The 15,134-nt window shown below is 65.1% G+C and carries 14 protein-coding genes; 6 read left to right on the forward strand and 8 right to left on the reverse strand.

The window, feature by feature from the left end:
• Positions 1–215: 215 nt before the first annotated feature.
• Both OWC48_RS06505 and OWC48_RS06510 read right to left on the reverse strand, forming a co-directional pair.
• Positions 216–1,688: a DASS family sodium-coupled anion symporter gene (locus OWC48_RS06505; RefSeq protein WP_282519219.1), complete on the reverse strand. Its 1,473-nt coding sequence runs from the start codon at positions 1,686–1,688 to the stop codon at positions 216–218.
• A 115-nt stretch (positions 1,689–1,803) separates the two neighbouring features.
• Positions 1,804–2,610 (reverse strand): enoyl-CoA hydratase/isomerase family protein, encoded by an 807-nt coding sequence (locus OWC48_RS06510; protein WP_282519220.1) that lies wholly within the window; start codon positions 2,608–2,610, stop codon positions 1,804–1,806.
• A gap of 120 nt (positions 2,611–2,730) precedes the next feature.
• Here OWC48_RS06510 and nthA point away from each other — a divergent pair, with 120 nt between their 5' ends.
• Genes nthA through OWC48_RS06525 form a run of 3 tightly spaced genes read left to right on the forward strand, consistent with a single transcriptional unit; the run spans position 2,731 to position 4,387 of the window.
• Positions 2,731–3,354, forward strand: a complete 624-nt coding sequence (gene nthA, locus OWC48_RS06515) for a nitrile hydratase subunit alpha (protein ID WP_282519221.1) — start codon at positions 2,731–2,733, stop codon at positions 3,352–3,354.
• A complete protein-coding gene (nthB, locus tag OWC48_RS06520; RefSeq protein WP_282519222.1) occupies positions 3,351–4,010 on the forward strand; it encodes a nitrile hydratase subunit beta in 660 nt (219 codons plus the stop codon). Before nthA ends, nthB begins: the two co-directional genes overlap by 4 nt.
• Positions 4,010–4,387, forward strand: coding sequence for a nitrile hydratase accessory protein (locus OWC48_RS06525; RefSeq protein WP_282519223.1), 378 nt, complete (start codon positions 4,010–4,012; stop codon positions 4,385–4,387). Before nthB ends, OWC48_RS06525 begins: the two co-directional genes overlap by 1 nt.
• A gap of 149 nt (positions 4,388–4,536) precedes the next feature.
• Here the strand turns inward: OWC48_RS06525 and queC are convergent, their stop codons facing one another.
• Positions 4,537–5,250 (reverse strand): 7-cyano-7-deazaguanine synthase QueC, encoded by a 714-nt coding sequence (gene queC / locus OWC48_RS06530; RefSeq protein ID WP_282519224.1) that lies wholly within the window; start codon positions 5,248–5,250, stop codon positions 4,537–4,539.
• A 126-nt stretch (positions 5,251–5,376) separates the two neighbouring features.
• Between queC and mazG the strand changes: the two genes are divergently transcribed.
• Both mazG and OWC48_RS06540 read left to right on the forward strand, forming a co-directional pair.
• Entirely contained in the window at positions 5,377–6,231 is an 855-nt protein-coding gene (gene mazG / locus OWC48_RS06535) for a nucleoside triphosphate pyrophosphohydrolase (RefSeq protein ID WP_282519225.1), read from the forward strand.
• Positions 6,232–6,424: 193 nt separating this feature from the next.
• Positions 6,425–7,447 (forward strand): DUF2278 family protein, encoded by a 1,023-nt coding sequence (locus tag OWC48_RS06540; protein WP_282519226.1) that lies wholly within the window; start codon positions 6,425–6,427, stop codon positions 7,445–7,447.
• Positions 7,448–7,525: 78 nt separating this feature from the next.
• Here OWC48_RS06540 and hflX read toward each other — a convergent pair whose 3' ends face one another.
• From hflX to OWC48_RS06560, 4 genes are all read right to left on the reverse strand, one after another.
• Positions 7,526–8,905 (reverse strand): GTPase HflX, encoded by a 1,380-nt coding sequence (gene hflX / locus OWC48_RS06545; RefSeq protein ID WP_282519227.1) that lies wholly within the window; start codon positions 8,903–8,905, stop codon positions 7,526–7,528.
• Positions 8,906–8,916: 11 nt separating this feature from the next.
• Positions 8,917–9,165 carry an RNA chaperone Hfq gene (gene hfq, locus OWC48_RS06550; protein WP_007591126.1) on the reverse strand — a complete coding sequence of 83 codons (249 nt, stop codon included), beginning with the start codon at positions 9,163–9,165 and terminating at the stop codon, positions 8,917–8,919.
• A 248-nt stretch (positions 9,166–9,413) separates the two neighbouring features.
• The gene (locus OWC48_RS06555) at positions 9,414–10,784 is read right to left on the reverse strand and encodes a sigma-54 dependent transcriptional regulator (protein WP_282519228.1); all 1,371 of its coding nucleotides are present in this window, start codon (positions 10,782–10,784) and stop codon (positions 9,414–9,416) included.
• Between the two features lie 17 nt (positions 10,785–10,801).
• Positions 10,802–13,189 carry a PAS domain-containing sensor histidine kinase gene (locus OWC48_RS06560; RefSeq protein WP_282519229.1) on the reverse strand — a complete coding sequence of 796 codons (2,388 nt, stop codon included), beginning with the start codon at positions 13,187–13,189 and terminating at the stop codon, positions 10,802–10,804.
• Between the two features lie 45 nt (positions 13,190–13,234).
• Here OWC48_RS06560 and OWC48_RS06565 point away from each other — a divergent pair, with 45 nt between their 5' ends.
• A complete protein-coding gene (locus OWC48_RS06565; RefSeq protein ID WP_282519230.1) occupies positions 13,235–13,519 on the forward strand; it encodes a histidine kinase in 285 nt (94 codons plus the stop codon).
• A 167-nt stretch (positions 13,520–13,686) separates the two neighbouring features.
• On the opposite strand, the gene ntrC is transcribed toward OWC48_RS06565, so the two are convergent.
• Entirely contained in the window at positions 13,687–15,129 is a 1,443-nt protein-coding gene (gene ntrC, locus OWC48_RS06570; RefSeq protein WP_028147560.1) for a nitrogen regulation protein NR(I), read from the reverse strand.
• Positions 15,130–15,134 lie beyond the last annotated feature (5 nt).

Here is a 15,134-nt window from a genome sequence, read left to right on the forward strand (position 1 = left end):
GCCCCTGGGGCATTCGGGAACCGGGTCGCGTCGAGCGACGGAGAGTGAAATCGCGGTGAGGGCTCGGGTGGAACGCGCTGCACTGCAGCACGCACCATCACCTTTTCAGGTCTTTCTTGCAATGTCAGATATTTGCGGGGAGTTGGACGAAGTTTCCCTAATCCCACCCCGGCGAAGAAAATTCGTCTGCCGGGGGTATGAGCTTCCGGCCCCGCTCAGCTGATCTGCAACCAGGGCAGCACGATCAGCAGCAGTCCGGCGAAATAGAGCAGCCCGAACAGCAGCCCAAAGCCCCAGAACTGGCCCTTCCCGATATAGCCGCTGCCGAAATACATCGGCGCGGGTCCCGTCGCGTAAGGCGAGATCACGCCCATCAGGCCGAGCGAATACATGCAGAGCATGGCGAGCGTCGTGACCGGCAGGCCGGGGATGCCGGAGCCAACCGCGAGCACGACCGGGAGCACGGCGGCGGCATGCGAGGTGATGCTCGAAAAGAAATAGTGGATCCAGAAGAACAGCGCGACCAGAAGGATCATCGCGGTCGACGGCGACAGCCCCGCGAGCGGTTTTGCGTATTCGGTCGCGAACCATTTGATGAAGCCGATTTCGTTGAGCCCTGAGGCGAGCGTCAAGAGCGAGGTGAAATAGAAGAAGACCTCCCAGGCGCTCTTCTCGCTGACGATGTCGGCGAACTCGATCACGCCGGTCACCAGCATCAGCGAGATCACGATGAACACGACGGTGGTGGCGTTGACGAAGTTCGAGCCGATCCCGGGAACGTGGATGTCCGGGCTCGAGCCCGCGATCCAAAGGAACATCGCGAGGATGATCAGAGCCAGCATGATCCACTCGTTGCGCGACATCGGGCCCATCGTGCTGAGCTCGTTGGCCGCCCATTCGGCGATTTCCGGGCTGCGCTTCACCTCGGGACGGCAGACCACATAGCTGAGCAGCGGCACGAGGATCATCAGGAGGATGCCCAGCGGCGCAAAGCCGATGAACCACTGCGCCCAGCTCACCTCGACGCCGGCGGTCTTCTTGGCGATCGCAAGCGCGGCCGCATTGGGCGCGAGCGCGGTGAAGAACAGCGAGCTGGTAATCGCGGTTGCCGCAAACGCCGTCCACATCACATAAGTGCCGATCTTGCCGGCGGTCGGTCCGGGCTCGGAGCCGTAGATGCGCGGGATGTTGCTGATGATGGGATAGACGATGCCGCCACTGCGCGCGGTGTTGGATGGCGTCGCCGGCGCGAGCAGGAAGTCCGACATCGCCACGGCGTAGCCGAGCCCGAGTGTGTTGCGGCCGAGCTTCTGCACCAGCACCAGTGCGATGCGGCGGCCGAGCTGGCTCTTGCGATAACCGATCGAGAATACGAAGGCGCCGACGATCAGCCACACCGTGCTCTCGGCAAATCCTGCCAGCATCCAGCGCAGCGATTTGCCGGGATCGGGATCGATATAGCCGGCGACGCCCGCGACCGTCAGTCCGATGAACCCGACCGCGCCGACCGGCATCGATTCCAGGATGAGTCCGGTGATGACGGCCGCGAACACGGCAAAATAGTGCCACTGATTGGCATTGAGGCCGGTCGGCACCGGCCACAGATAGATGGCCAGCCACACCACGAGCGGCGCGATCAGCTTCCAGCTAAACCCTTTTGCCTGAGGCGTCTGCGAGCTAGCGGCCATCGGCCCTCCCCCCTCGATTGTCGTCGCATTGTACCGCCCGTTGGCCGAGCCGTTTTTGTCCTAGCGCGGCGTATACGGACTGTCCGCGGCGCGATCAATGGCCTGGCTTCACGTTCTACCGCCCCTTGAAGCGCGGCTTGCGACGGGTCAGGAACGCCTCGACGCCCTCCTTGTGGTCTTCGGTGAGACTCGCCAGCGCGAACTGGTCGACGTCCATATGGCTAGCGAGATCGTCCAGCGCATGCGCGAGCCGGTTGACGGTCAGCTTGGTCATGGCGACCGAGAGCGGCGGCTGCACGGCGACCTTCCGGGCAAGCTCCATGGCGGCATCGAACGCATGGCCGGGATCGGTCACCTGTTCCACCAGGCCCCATTCATAGGCCTCATCAGCGCTGATGCGCTGGTCGGCCAGGATCACCGCCTGCTTGGTGCGGGCCGGCCCGATCAGATGCAGCATGCGCGGGATGCTCTGCCAGCTCATGTTCATGCCGAGCCCGATCTCGGGCACGCGCAGATGCGCATTGCGCCCCATCACGCGGAAGTCGAGCGCCACGGCCAGCGCGACGCCGCCGCCGACGCAAAAACCCTCAATGGCCGCGATCGTGATCTGCTCCATCTCCTGCCAGGCATGGGTCAGACGCGGCCCGAGCTTGAGATGCCGCCGCAGCGTGCCGAGATCCATGTCCTTGCGCGAGCGCCCTTCGGCGTCTTTCAAGTCGAAGCCGGCGCTGAAGGCGCTGGTGCTGCCCGTCAGAACCACAACGGACGTTGCGGCATCATCCTCGAAGCTGCGCGCGGCCGCGGTGAGCTGGCGCAGCGCCTCCGGCGAGAGCGCGTTGATGCCGTCGCCGCGGTCGAACCGCACCACCGCAATCCGCCCCTCCGGTCCGAGCCCCTTCTCGATCTTCACGAAGTCCGTCACCAATGTCTCCCTATCCGCTTCGCTGCGAGGCTAGCCTACATCTGGCCTCACGAATATGGGACCCGGTTGCGCCCCAGCGCATACTCGACAGGCAGGGACCATTGCGCCTATCTTTGCGCCATGAGCCACGATCACGACCATCATCACGACCATTCCGAGTTGTCGGAGACCGAGCTGCGCGTGCGCGCACTCGAGACGATCCTGACCGAAAAAGGCTATGTCGAGCCGGCCGCGCTCGACGCCATCATCCAGGCCTATGAGACCAGGATCGGACCCCACAACGGCGCGCGCGTCGTCGCCAAGGCCTGGACCGATCCGGCGTTCAAAAAGGCGCTGCTGGAGGACGGCTCGAAGGCCATCGGCACGCTCGGCCATGTCAGCCGCGTCGGCGACCATCTCGTCGTGGTCGAGAACACGTCGCAGCGGCACAACATGGTCGTGTGCACGCTGTGCTCCTGCTACCCCTGGGAAATGCTGGGGCTGCCGCCGGTCTGGTACAAGGCAGCGCCCTATCGTTCGCGCGCGGTGAAGGACCCGCGCGGCGTGCTCGCCGATTTCGACGTCGCGCTGCCGAAGGACATGGAAATCCGAGTTTGGGATTCCACCGCCGAGACCCGCTTCCTGGTGCTGCCGATGCGCCCCGCGGGCACCGAAGGCTGGAGCGAGGAACAGCTCGCCGAGCTCGTCACGCGCGATTCCATGATCGGCACCGGCTTTCCCAAAACGCCTGGAGCGCCGTCATGAATGGCGTCCACGACATGGGCGGCATGGACGGTTTTGGCAAGGTCGAGGCCGAGCCGAACGAGCCGATGTTTCACGAGGAGTGGGAATCGCGTGTTCTCGCCATGGTGCGCGCGATGGGCGCGGCGGGCGCCTTCAACATCGACACCTCGCGCTTCTATCGCGAGACGCTGCCGCCGCACGTCTATCTTTCGAGCTCCTACTACAAGAAATGGTTTCTCGGGCTCGAGGAGATGCTGGTCGAGAAGGGCTATCTCACCCGCGATGAGGTCGCCGCCGGGCACGCGATGCAGCCTGCAAAGGCGCTCAAGCACGGCAAGTTCGACCTCGCCAATGTCGAGCGCGTCATGGTGCGCGGCAAGTTCGGCCGCCCTGCTCCAACCCCGGCAAAATTCAACATCGGCGATCGCGTCCGCGCCAGGAACATTCATCCGGCCACGCACACACGGCTGCCGCGTTATGTGCGCGGCCATGTCGGCGTCGTCGAGCTGAACCATGGCTGCCACGTGTTTCCGGATTCGGCGGCGATGGAGCTCGGCGAAAATCCGCAATGGCTTTACACGGTCGTCTTCGAGGGCCGCGACCTCTGGGGCGCGGACGGTGATCCGACCTTGAAGGTGTCGATCGACGCCTTCGAACCCTATCTGGACCCGGCGTGATGAGCAGCCCGGCTGCGGCCGCCGCGACGGCGGCCATTCCGAGCATTCCGCGCGATGACGACGGCCCGGTGTTCCGCGCGCCCTGGGAAGCGCATGCGTTTGCGATGGCGCTGACGCTGCACGAGCGCGGCGTGTTCACCTGGCCGGAATGGGCCGCAGCCTTGGCCTCCGAGATCAAGCGCGCGCAGGCCGCCGGTGACCCCGACACGGGCGAGACTTACTACATGCATTGGCTCGCCACGCTGGAGGGACTCGTCGCGCGCAAAGGCGTCGCATCGATGGAGACGCTGCACCGCTACCGCGACGCCTGGGATCACGCCGCCGACCGCACGCCGCACGGCAAGCCGATCGAGCTGCGGGAAGAAGATTTTCGGTAGTTCGGTAGGAGGCACGCTCGTGCCAAGCCCTCCGCTGTCATTCCCCGCGAAAGCGGGGAATCCAGTACGCCGCGGCCTCTCGACTCAAGCACGGTCTCTGGGATACTGGATCACCCGCTTTCGCGGGTGATGACACCGAATATCTGGCCTCAGCGTCCCGCCGCAAACTCCCGCCATCCCTTCGCCCGCAAACTGCACGCCGGGCACTCGCCGCATCCGTATCCCCACTCATGCTGCGCGCCGCGTTCGCCGAGATAGCAGGTGTGCGAATGCTCGCGGATGAGATCGACCAGTCCTGCGCCGCCGAGGTCGTGGGCGAGCTGCCACGTCGCCGCCTTGTCGATCCACATCAGCGGCGTATGCAGCTCGAATTGCCTGGCCATGCCGAGCGAGAGCGCGGCCTGCATGGCGCGGATGGTGTCGTCGCGGCAATCGGGATAGCCGGAATAATCGGTCTCGCACATGCCGCCGACGATGTGGGTGATGCCGCGCCGGTAGGCCAGCGCCGCGGCGAAGGTCAGGAACACCAGATTGCGGCCGGGCACGAACGTGTTCGGCAGGCCGTCGGCGCCCATCGCGATGGCGACGTCGCGCGTCAGCGCTGTCTCGGACACGGCCGCCAACGTCGGGATCGACAGCGTGTGGCTCTCGCCGAGCCTTGCGGCCCAGTCTGCGCGCAGGCCCTTGATGCCGTCGAACAGCCGGTCGCGGCAGGCAAGCTCGATGGCATGGCGCTGGCCATACTCGAAACCCAGCGTCTCCACGCGCGCAAAGCGGCTCAGCGCCCAGGCGAGGCAGGTGGTGGAGTCCTGCCCGCCGGAAAACAGCACCAGCGCGGTTTGTGATGAAAATGCGTCACTCATGGCCCGCGCTTTAGCACCTCGCCAATCTGCCGCCAATCGGTGGAAATCGGCCTGTTCCGCCGCGCCGCGCTGGGAACGGCGGGCTGGTTTTGGCATAAGGCTTTGGAGCCAGGAGACTGCCGCGCAATGACCCCTTCCCGTGACATTTCCCGCCTGATCGAGATCATGGCGGCGCTGCGCACGCCGGTGACCGGCTGCCCCTGGGACCTCGAGCAGGATTTTGCGACGATCGCGCCCTACACGATCGAGGAAGCCTATGAGGTGGTCGAGGCGATCAGCCGCGGCGATCTCGACGATCTCAGAGAGGAGCTCGGCGACCTCCTGCTCCAGGTCGTGTTCCACGCCCAGATGGCTTCAGAACAGAATGCCTTTGGCTTTGGCGACGTCGTCGAGGCCATCACCCGCAAGATGATCCGGCGTCACCCCCACGTCTTCGCCGACAAGGACGGCAACCTCGCCGCCTCCCACGTCAAGGAGGTCTGGGACCGCATCAAGGCCGAGGAGAAAGCCGAACGTGCGGCGCGCAGACCGCCGGAGGAAACGCCGACGCACAAGTCGTTGCTCTCGGGCGTCAAGGCCGGCCAGCCCGCGCTGACGCGCGCGATGGAGCTCCAGCGCAAGGCCTCCACCGTCGGCTTCGACTGGAACGACCCGCGCGCGGTGCTGGCGAAAATCCGCGAAGAAGCCGACGAGATCGAGGCGGCGCTCGACCGCAACGACAGCGAGGGGCTGGCGGAAGAGACTGGCGACTTGATGTTCGCGCTCGTCAACCTCGCCCGCCACGTCGATGCCGATCCGGAGGCCGCGCTACGCGCGACGAATGCAAAGTTCGAGCGGCGCTTCGCCTTCATCGAGCGCGCGCTCGAGGCGCAGGGGCGGACGCTGGAGCAGGCGTCGCTGGCGGAGATGGACGCGCTGTGGAACGCGGCGAAGAGTGAGGCGAAACCGCTATCAGAGACTCGCTCGCAGGCCCGTCGCTAGCGTTGCGGCATTCTCCATAGGCGTACCCGCAAGGATCGACGCGGTCGCGAAGGAGATATAGGTCAGCATCTTTTCCCGAATGCAGCGAGGCGGTCATGGCGGATCGCAGTCAAGCCATGAAACCGTCACGACAAGCAGTCTAAAGTTGAGCAACGGAGCCCGCGCAGCCGAAACCCCACGTCAGGTGAGTGCGATGCCGCTAAAGCACTATTCGGTCCTCAAGGGACGCCCGATCGCGATGCGTTTCGGCACCGGCCAGTCGCCACACTATCAAGTCCATGTCGTGGCCGACAACGCGGATTTCCGCATCGCCGTGAATGTGCAGTCAGGCGACGGAAGCGAAGTCGAGTTCCTGGTGCGATCGCACTTCGTCCATCCGATCACCGACCATCTCGCGGTGCTGCCGGAGGGCCTGCACCCGCAGCCGCCGAAGCCGGCCAGCATCGCGCTGGACTTCATTCGCGGCAATCTGATGCAGCCGCAGGAGATGATCCCTCTGCCGCTGTCCGTGCCCGGACCGGACAATGACCTCAACGAGAAGCTCGACCAGTTCGTCCAGCGCGCGCTCTCGAACGAAAGCGCGATGGTGTACGCATTCGGTGAGACATGGGGGCCGGAAACCAAGGCGGACAATTATTTCGGCTTCCGGCCGGGTCGCGGCATCCACGACATCCATATGAATCAGGGAAATCCGATCGGAAGGTTCTCGGGCGACAACGGGCCGTGGCAAGACGGCGGGCTGGTGTTCGAATTCCCGGATCAGAAGCTATGGACGGCGGTCTTCCTCAAATTCCAGACGCAGGCCTGGCACACCGACGACAAGACCGGTGACCCCATCGATCTCGGCACGCCGACACAGCCGCCAGATCCGACCGCTCCTCCGACCGGGCAAATGCCTGACGGACTCGTGCGCATCATTGCTGCACTCGTCAACGCCGTGAAGACGCCCGAGCGGGAAGTCGTCACGCTGCTTAATACGGCCGATCGCGACATCGATCTCACCGGCTGGATGCTGGCCGACAAGCAGAAGAACAAGATGGCCCTGTCAGGGAAGATCGCAGCCGGGGGCACGCTCGCCGTCGTCGTGCAGAAGCCGATGGAATTGTCGAACCAGGGCGGCATCATTTCGTTGCTGGATGAGCGTGGGATCAAGGTCCACGGCGTCGCCTATACCAAGGCGCAGGCGAAAACTCCGGGCCTGACCATTCCATTCTAGCGTTACGCGTCTGAACCCAGAAACGCGGATATGGCCGATATCGCACGCAAGCCTGTCGGGCGCACCGCGCCCTTCGGATCACGCCACGCGCGGCACGGCATCGAACCGGTTCACCACGATATCCCGCTTGGTCTCGTCCACCCGTACGGTCATGTCGAAGCGGCCGTCGTGCAGCTCCTTCACCAGCACCTCGGAATTCCTGTGCAGCCAGCTGATGCCGGCGCCGTCGGCGGCGTCGATGGAGAGATCGAGCGTGGTGCGCTTTGCGGCGAGCCGTTCCTCGATCGCGGCGAGCAGCGCGTCGACGCCCTCGCCTGACACGGCTGAGACCAGCATCGCCGGATGATCTTCCGGTCTGCGCGCTGCGATATTCAGAAGCTCTTCGCGTTGCTCGGTGTCGTAACGGTCGATCTTGTTCCAGACCTCGATGATGCGGCCGCTATCGTCAGGATTGATGCCGAGCTGGCGCAGCACGGCGTCGACGTCGCTCTGCTGGGCCTCGGCATCCTCGTGCGAGATGTCGCGCACATGCAGGATGACGTCGGCCTCCAGCACCTCTTCCAGCGTGGCACGGAAAGCGGCGACGAGCTGGGTCGGCAGGTTGGAGATGAAGCCGACGGTGTCGGACAGCATCGCCTTGCCGCCATGCGGCAAAGTGAGCGCGCGTAGCGTCGGATCGAGTGTGGCGAACAGCATGTCGGCGGCCTGAACGTCGGCGCGGGTCAGGCGGTTGAACAGTGTCGACTTGCCGGCATTGGTGTAGCCGACCAGCGCAACCACGCGATACGGCACGCGCTGGCGGCCGGCACGATGCAGCCGCCGCGTCGCCTGCACCTTCTTCAGCTCGCCCTCGAGTTTCGAGATGCGCTCCTGGATCAGGCGGCGGTCGGCCTCGATCTGGGTCTCGCCGGGACCGCCCATGAAACCGAAACCGCCGCGCTGGCGTTCCAGATGGGTCCAGGAGCGAACGAGGCGCGAGCGCTGGTAGTTGAGATGCGCAAGCTCGACCTGGAGCGAGCCTTCCTTGGTCTTGGCGCGGCGGCCGAAGATTTCCAGGATGAGCCCGGTGCGGTCGAGCACCTTGGCGTGCAACTCCTTCTCGAGATTGCGCTGCTGGATCGGCGCCAGCGCGCAATCCATCACCACGAGCTCGACGTCGAGGCTCTTGGCCAGCGCGGCGATCTCCTCGACCTTGCCCTTGCCGATATAGGTCGCGGGGCGGATCTGGCTGATCGGCGCGATGATGGCATCGGCAATGACGAGGTCGATCGCGCGCGCGAGGCCGGCGGCCTCATCGAGCCGGGCCTCCGCGTCACGCTGAACATGGCTTTCCGATTGCGCATCGGCACCGCCCGCGCGCACACGCAAGTAGGGGCCGATGACAAGCACCCGCCCCGTCTGCTTCGCCCCTGCCGACCGCGGACGGTCGGCCTCCCCGTCGAAATTCCGGGGTTCCAATCAGGTCACTCTCAAGCCGGCTGATCCTCGCCGCCTTCGAACAACTGGATCGGAGCGCCCGGCATGATGGTCGAGATCGCATGCTTGTAGACAAGCTGCGAGTGACCGTCGCGCCGAAGCAGCAAACAGAAATTGTCGAACCAGGTCACGATGCCCTGGAGCTTCACTCCGTTGACCAGAAAGATCGTCAGTGGCGTCTTGGTTTTGCGAACGTGATTGAGGAAGGTGTCCTGTAGGTTTTGTGCGCGGTCTGCCGCCATTGTTTTTTTCTCGCTTTGAGTTTCTTTTTATTGCGCCGGTTGCGGCCCTCTTTGTGACATTCGGGGCCTCTTCCGGTTGCTATTCCTCATGAGATCCCCCTCGGAGGAACAGCGGTTCAATTAGAGGACAGGACGGGTTATTAGGCAAGCCGCTTCACGCGGCAGGCCACGCCCAATTGCCCCGAAAAACTACGGAAATCGATGATTTTCCTCGCGAATCCCTGAGGTGCGGCCGCGACGTCGCGGTGTCAGCCGACACCGAGCGCCTTCAGCTTCCGGTGCAACGCCGAACGTTCCATGCCAACAAACTCAGCCGTGCGAGAAATATTTCCTGAAAAACGGCTGATCTGTGCAATCAAATAGTCGCGCTCGAACACTTCGCGCGCTTCGCGCAGCGGCAGCCCCATGATGTGCTCGCCATTGTTGCTGGTCGGCATCGCCGGCACCATCGAGCCGACGTCCTGCGGCAGCATGTCGGCGGTGATGATCACCTCCGGTCCACCCGCGGCCAGAATCATGACTCTCTCAACGTTATTGCGGAGCTGGCGCACATTGCCGGGCCAGACATGCGATTGCAGCACCGCCATCGCGTCCTGCCCGATCTGCCGCTTGGGCAGGCCGCTACCGGCCGAGATCTGATCCATGAAATAGTCGATCAATTCCGGAATGTCCTCGCGCCGCTCCGAGAGCGCGGGCACGCGGATCGGCACCACCGAGAGCCGATGATAGAGGTCTTCGCGGAAATGGCCGGCCGCGATCTCCTCCTCGAGATTTCGCGCGGTGGAGGAGATGATGCGGACGTCGACCTGCACCTTGGCGGTGCCGCCGACGCGCTGGAATGACTGCTCGACCAGCACGCGCAAAATCTTGTTCTGGGTCTCGCGCGGCATGTCCGCGATCTCGTCGATGAACAGCGTGCCGCCATGGGCTTCCTCGAGCGCGCCGGGCTTGCGCGCCTGCTCGCCGTTGGATTGCTCGACACCGAACATCTCGTGCTCCATGCGCTCCGGCGTGATCGCGGCGGCGTTGATCACGACGAACGGACCGTCGGCACGGCCCGAGGCCGTATGCAGCGTGCGCGCGGTCAGCTCCTTGCCGGCGCCGGCCGGGCCGACGATCAGGATGCGGCTGTTGGCCTTGGCCGCGCGGTCGATGGTCTGGCGCAGCTGGTTCATGCTCGGCGAGCGGCCGACGAGCGAGCTTGCGCTCGGCGCGAGCTGCTTCAGCTCCTTGACCTCGCGCTTGAGCCGCGAGTTCTCGAGCGCTCTGTTCGCGACCAGGATCAGCCGGTCGGCCTTGAACGGCTTCTCGATGAAGTCGTAGGCGCCGCGCTTGATCGCGGCGACCGCGGTCTCGATGTTGCCGTGGCCGGAGATCATCACGACCGGCAGATCGGCATTGTCCTTCTTGACCTGCTCCAGCAGCTGCAAGCCGTCGAGCTTGGAGCCCTGGAGCCAGATGTCGAGAAACACCAGATGCGGCCTGCGATTGGCGATCTCGGCGAGCGCCGTATCGCTGTCGCGGGCGGTCCGGGTCACGAAGCCCTCGTCTTCGAGAATGCCCGCAACGAGATCGCGAATATCGGCCTCATCATCGACAATCAGAATTTCACTTGCCATGGTTCGCGCCTGTCTTGTCAGATGCCTGTTGAGGCTTCGATCTTCGTTGAATCATTGGTCTTTTCAGCCGGCTCTTTGGTTTCGGCGGCCGGCTGCTTTGTTTCGGGCGGCGTTGCGATGCCCGTGACCGCGTTTGCGGCCGACGATGCCTGCATGGTCCCCTCGCTCTTCGCGGGGGCACCGGAGATCGCAAAACGCATCCGCATCCACGCGCCGCGCTGGCCCTCGCGGAAATCGGAAGCGTCCTTCAGCTCGATACGCCCGCCATGGTCTTCGAGCACGCGGCCGACGATCGCCAGGCCAAGGCCGGTGCCCTTGGCCCGTGTCGTCACATAAGGCTCGAGGAGCCGCGAGCGCGCGACCTTGGGCAGGCCGATGCCGTTGTCGATGACGTCGACCAGGACGTCCTCGCCCTCGCGCGAGACCACGACGTCGATGCGGCCCTTGCCGTAATCCTTGCCGAGCTCCTCCGGCGGGACCTGCTCGATCGCCTCGGTCGCGTTCTTGACGATGTTGGTGACCGCCTGCGAGATCAGCCGCCGGTCGAACTGGGCGCGCAGCGGATCTTCCTTGAATTCGGCCTCGATATCGATCTCGGGATGGGCGACCTTCATCAGGAACACCGCCTGCCGAACGGTGTCGGCGACGTCCTCGCCCTCCATCACCGGCTTGGGCATCCGCGCGAAACGCGAGAACTCGTCGACCATGCGGCGGATATCGTCGACCTGGCGCACGATGGTGTCGGTGCACTGCTCGAAGATCTGCTTGTCCTTGGTCTCGGTGATGTCCTTGCCGAACTTGCGGCGGATGCGCTCGGCCGAGAGCTGGATCGGCGTCAGCGGATTCTTGATTTCATGCGCGATGCGGCGCGCGACGTCGCCCCAGGCCGAGGTGCGCTGCGCCGAGACCAGCTCGGTGATGTCGTCGAGCGTGATGATGTAGCTGTCGTGCGGCTGGCTGGTCTTCTCGGCGCTGACGCGGACCGACAGGTTGCGCTCGGTGCCGTCGCGCGTGATCGTGATCTGGCCCTGCACCAGGCGCTGGGTCCCTTCCCGCGCCGTCTTCATCATCTCCTCGAGCTCGGGCAGCACGTCGGAGAGCGGATGGCCGAGCGTCTCGGCTTCGGAGTGCCCGATCAGCTTCTCGGCGGAGCGGTTGAGGATGCCGACGCTGCCCGAATTGTCGACGCCGATGATGCCGGCGCTTGCGGACGAGAGCACGGCCTCGATGAAGCGGCGGCGGCTGTCGATGAGATCGCTGGCGTTGACGAGCTCGTCGCGCTGGCTGCGCAATTCCTGCGTCATCTTGTTGAAGGTCTCACCCAGCTGGGCGAGGTCGCCTTCCGACTGATGCACGGGCACCTTCACATGGAGGTCGCCGGTCGAGACCGTGTGGGCGGCGTTCATCAGCCGCCGGATCGGGGCCACCAGCGAGTTGGCGAAGTTGAGGCCGATCAGCACCGAGGCCATCAGGATGGTCAGCGCGATCACTGCGAACATCAGCGCGAAGGCGACCTGGATCCCGAGCCGGCGCGACTCGATCTGGGCGTATTCGGCGACGCTGACCTCGGTCTGCTTGAGCTGTTGAACAACATTCGGATCAAGAGGCCGCGCGACATAGAGGAAGGTGTCGCTGAAGGCGCGCAGGCGGATCACCGCGGCGACGAAGCTCGCATCCGGCAGCACCGCGATCTCGGGCTCGGATTCGTTGACGTTGCTGAGGAAGTCCGGCGCCGGGGGCGAATAGGCGAGCCGCATGCCGGTGTCGGCCGACTCCAGGATATTGGTGTTCTTGTCGATGATCATCGCGCCCGGCAGGTTGCGGGAGCCGGCGCTGGCGGTCAGCAGCTCGCGGAACGAGCGGCGGTCCTGGTCGTAGAGCGGCCGGGCGTGGGCGATGTCGTTGGCCATGCCGAGAATGTCGCCGCGGATCAGCTGCGCGTGGTCCTGCATGTAGGCCCGCGCGATCGTCAGCGAATTCTGGATCACCTCCTTGGTCGGGCCGGAGAACAGCCGGTCGAGGCCGCGCTCGATGGTGACGTTGGCGACGACGGCGACCAGCACCGCCGGCAGCACCGCCACGATCGAGAACAGGCTGACGATCTGGACATGGAGGCGCGCCGCCGCCCGGCCCCGCCGACGTGCCAGGATCAGCTGCCAGAGCTCGCGGACGATGATGCCGACCAGCAGCAGGATCGTGGCCGCATTGATCAGATAGAACGAGCGGACCACCTCCGGCGTCGGCTCGATCCTCGTGAGACCGGTCAGGACCAGGAAGGTCAGGAGGGCCGAGAGCAGCGCCATCGCCACGGCAAGGGGCGCCAGCCAGCGCCGCACCGACCAACGCCGGGGCTCTTCCGCTGGGGCCGTGTCGAAGTGTGCGGCCGAGGTATCTGCGCTGATCATTCCGGCAATGGTGCTGAAAACGGGGTCCGCGGCGGGCGGATACTGATGTATTCGTACCACATTGTTGCCGAATTGCGACAATTCCGCGGCGCCCTGGCCGCGACGGACCGGCGCATCCACAGGCCGCTGTTCTGGCAAACCTCCCTTGCGGGAACGGCTTCCCGCCCCTGCGGCTTGACCGCCATGGACAGGTTCTTTCTCGCGATGATGGTATCGGCCGTGCTGCTGCTGATCGTAGCCGCCGACCTCTTGGTCAACGGTCTCGGGGTGCAGCAGCCGCTGGCGAATGTCGCCAGCGCCCAGCCGGTCTCGGGGCGGCTGATCAGATGAGCACGACGCAGCGCCCTGCGGTCGAATAACAATTCATACGTTCCAACGGAACGTTTCGGCCTGATTCGGACTTTTGCTCACCGCGCCAGCCACAACGGCCAGCGCGATCCGGACAGGCTCAGCTCCGCTTTGGTAGGGGGAGCTGAGCCACCGTCCGTTCGGGAAGACTAGCCCCCGCTCCGATACACCTGGATATCGAGGTCCCGGATCTTCTTCCGCAGCGTGTTGCGGTTGAGACCGAGCAAATCGGCTGCGCGGATCTGGTTGCCGCGGGTGGCGGCGAGCGCGGCCGTGAGCAGCGGCACCTCGATCTCCTTGAGGATGCGGTGATAGAGGCCCGGCGGCGGCACGCCGTTCGGGAAGCCCTGGAAGTGCGAGGACAGATAGGCCTCCACGGCGCCGCCGAGATTGTCGACGCCCTGCTGGACCGCGGCACCGGGGCTGACCGTGGGGGGCGCCAGCTCGCCGTCGATGACGGATCCGGTGATCACGTCCTGCGGGTAGAGCGCGGCGAGGCGCCGGGCGAGGTTCTCGAGCTCGCGCACGTTGCCGGGCCAGCGGTGCTGCTTCATCCGCTCCAGCGCCAGCGCATCGAGCTTCTTGGGCGGCAGGCCGTCCTTCTCGGCCAGCGTGAAGAAGTGCCGCACGAGGTCCGGCAGGTCTTCGATGCGCTCGCGCAAGGGGGGCAGCCGCAGCGGCACGACGTTGAGGCGGAAGAACAAATCCTCGCGGAACAAGCCCTGCTGGATCAGGACGCGCAGGTCCTTGTTGGACGCCGCGACGATCCGCACGTCGGTCTTGATCGGGGTGCGGCCGCCGACGGTGGTGTATTCGCCCTGCTGGAGCACGCGCAGCAGGCGGGTCTGCGCCTCCATCGGCATGTCGCCGATCTCGTCCAGGAACAGCGTGCCGCCCTCGGCCTGCTCGAACCGGCCCGAGGCGCGGGTGTTGGCGCCGGTGAAGGCGCCGCGCTCGTGGCCGAACAGTTCGGACTCGATGAGGTCACGCGGGATCGCCGCCATGTTGACCGCGACGAACGGGCCGTTGCGGCGCTTGCCGTAATCGTGCAGCGCGCGCGCCACCAGCTCCTTGCCTGTGCCGGACTCGCCCGTGATCATCACGGTGAGGTCGGTCTGCATCAGGCGCGCCAGCACGCGGTAGATTTCTTGCATCGCCGGCGAGCGGCCGACCAGCGGGATCGCCTCCATCTCGGCGTCTTCGTCCGGCGTCGAGACCCGTTCCTTCGGCTCGGCCAGCGCGCGGCCGACGATGGCGATCAGCTCCTTCAGGTCGAAGGGCTTTGGCAGATATTCGTACGCCCCGCGCTCGGACGCGCGGATCGCGGTCATGAACGTGTTCTGCGCGCTCATGACGATGACGGGCAGATTGGGCCGCATCTTCTTGATCCGCGGCAGCAGGTCGAAGGCGTTCTCGTCGGGCATCACCACGTCGGTGATGACGAGATCGCCCTCCCCCTGGCTGACCCAGCGCCACAGCGTTGCGGCATTGCCGGTGAGCCTGACCTCATAGCCGGCGCGGGACAGTGCCTGATTGAGAACTGTGCGAATGGCGGTGTCGTCATCCGCAACGAGAATGCTACCTGCGGGCATCGTTA

Origin of the sequence: Bradyrhizobium sp. Arg816 (assembly GCF_029989365.1) — a bacterium.
In the GTDB taxonomy this organism is placed as follows: domain Bacteria; phylum Pseudomonadota; class Alphaproteobacteria; order Rhizobiales; family Xanthobacteraceae; genus Bradyrhizobium.

Coding starts and splice junctions, on each gene's coding strand:
- OWC48_RS06525 (WP_282519223.1), top strand. CDS start 4,010: ATGAGCAGCCCGGCTGCGGCCGCCGCGACGGCGGCCATTCCGAGCATT.
- nthB (WP_282519222.1), top strand. CDS start 3,351: ATGAATGGCGTCCACGACATGGGCGGCATGGACGGTTTTGGCAAGGTC.
- hfq (WP_007591126.1), bottom strand. CDS start 9,165: ATGGCGGCAGACCGCGCACAAAACCTACAGGACACCTTCCTCAATCAC.
- ntrC (WP_028147560.1), bottom strand. CDS start 15,129: ATGCCCGCAGGTAGCATTCTCGTTGCGGATGACGACACCGCCATTCGC.
- OWC48_RS06555 (WP_282519228.1), bottom strand. CDS start 10,784: ATGGCAAGTGAAATTCTGATTGTCGATGATGAGGCCGATATTCGCGAT.
- queC (WP_282519224.1), bottom strand. CDS start 5,250: ATGAGTGACGCATTTTCATCACAAACCGCGCTGGTGCTGTTTTCCGGC.
- mazG (WP_282519225.1), top strand. CDS start 5,377: ATGACCCCTTCCCGTGACATTTCCCGCCTGATCGAGATCATGGCGGCG.
- OWC48_RS06565 (WP_282519230.1), top strand. CDS start 13,235: ATGTATTCGTACCACATTGTTGCCGAATTGCGACAATTCCGCGGCGCC.
- nthA (WP_282519221.1), top strand. CDS start 2,731: ATGAGCCACGATCACGACCATCATCACGACCATTCCGAGTTGTCGGAG.
- OWC48_RS06560 (WP_282519229.1), bottom strand. CDS start 13,189: ATGATCAGCGCAGATACCTCGGCCGCACACTTCGACACGGCCCCAGCG.
- OWC48_RS06505 (WP_282519219.1), bottom strand. CDS start 1,688: ATGGCCGCTAGCTCGCAGACGCCTCAGGCAAAAGGGTTTAGCTGGAAG.
- OWC48_RS06540 (WP_282519226.1), top strand. CDS start 6,425: ATGCCGCTAAAGCACTATTCGGTCCTCAAGGGACGCCCGATCGCGATG.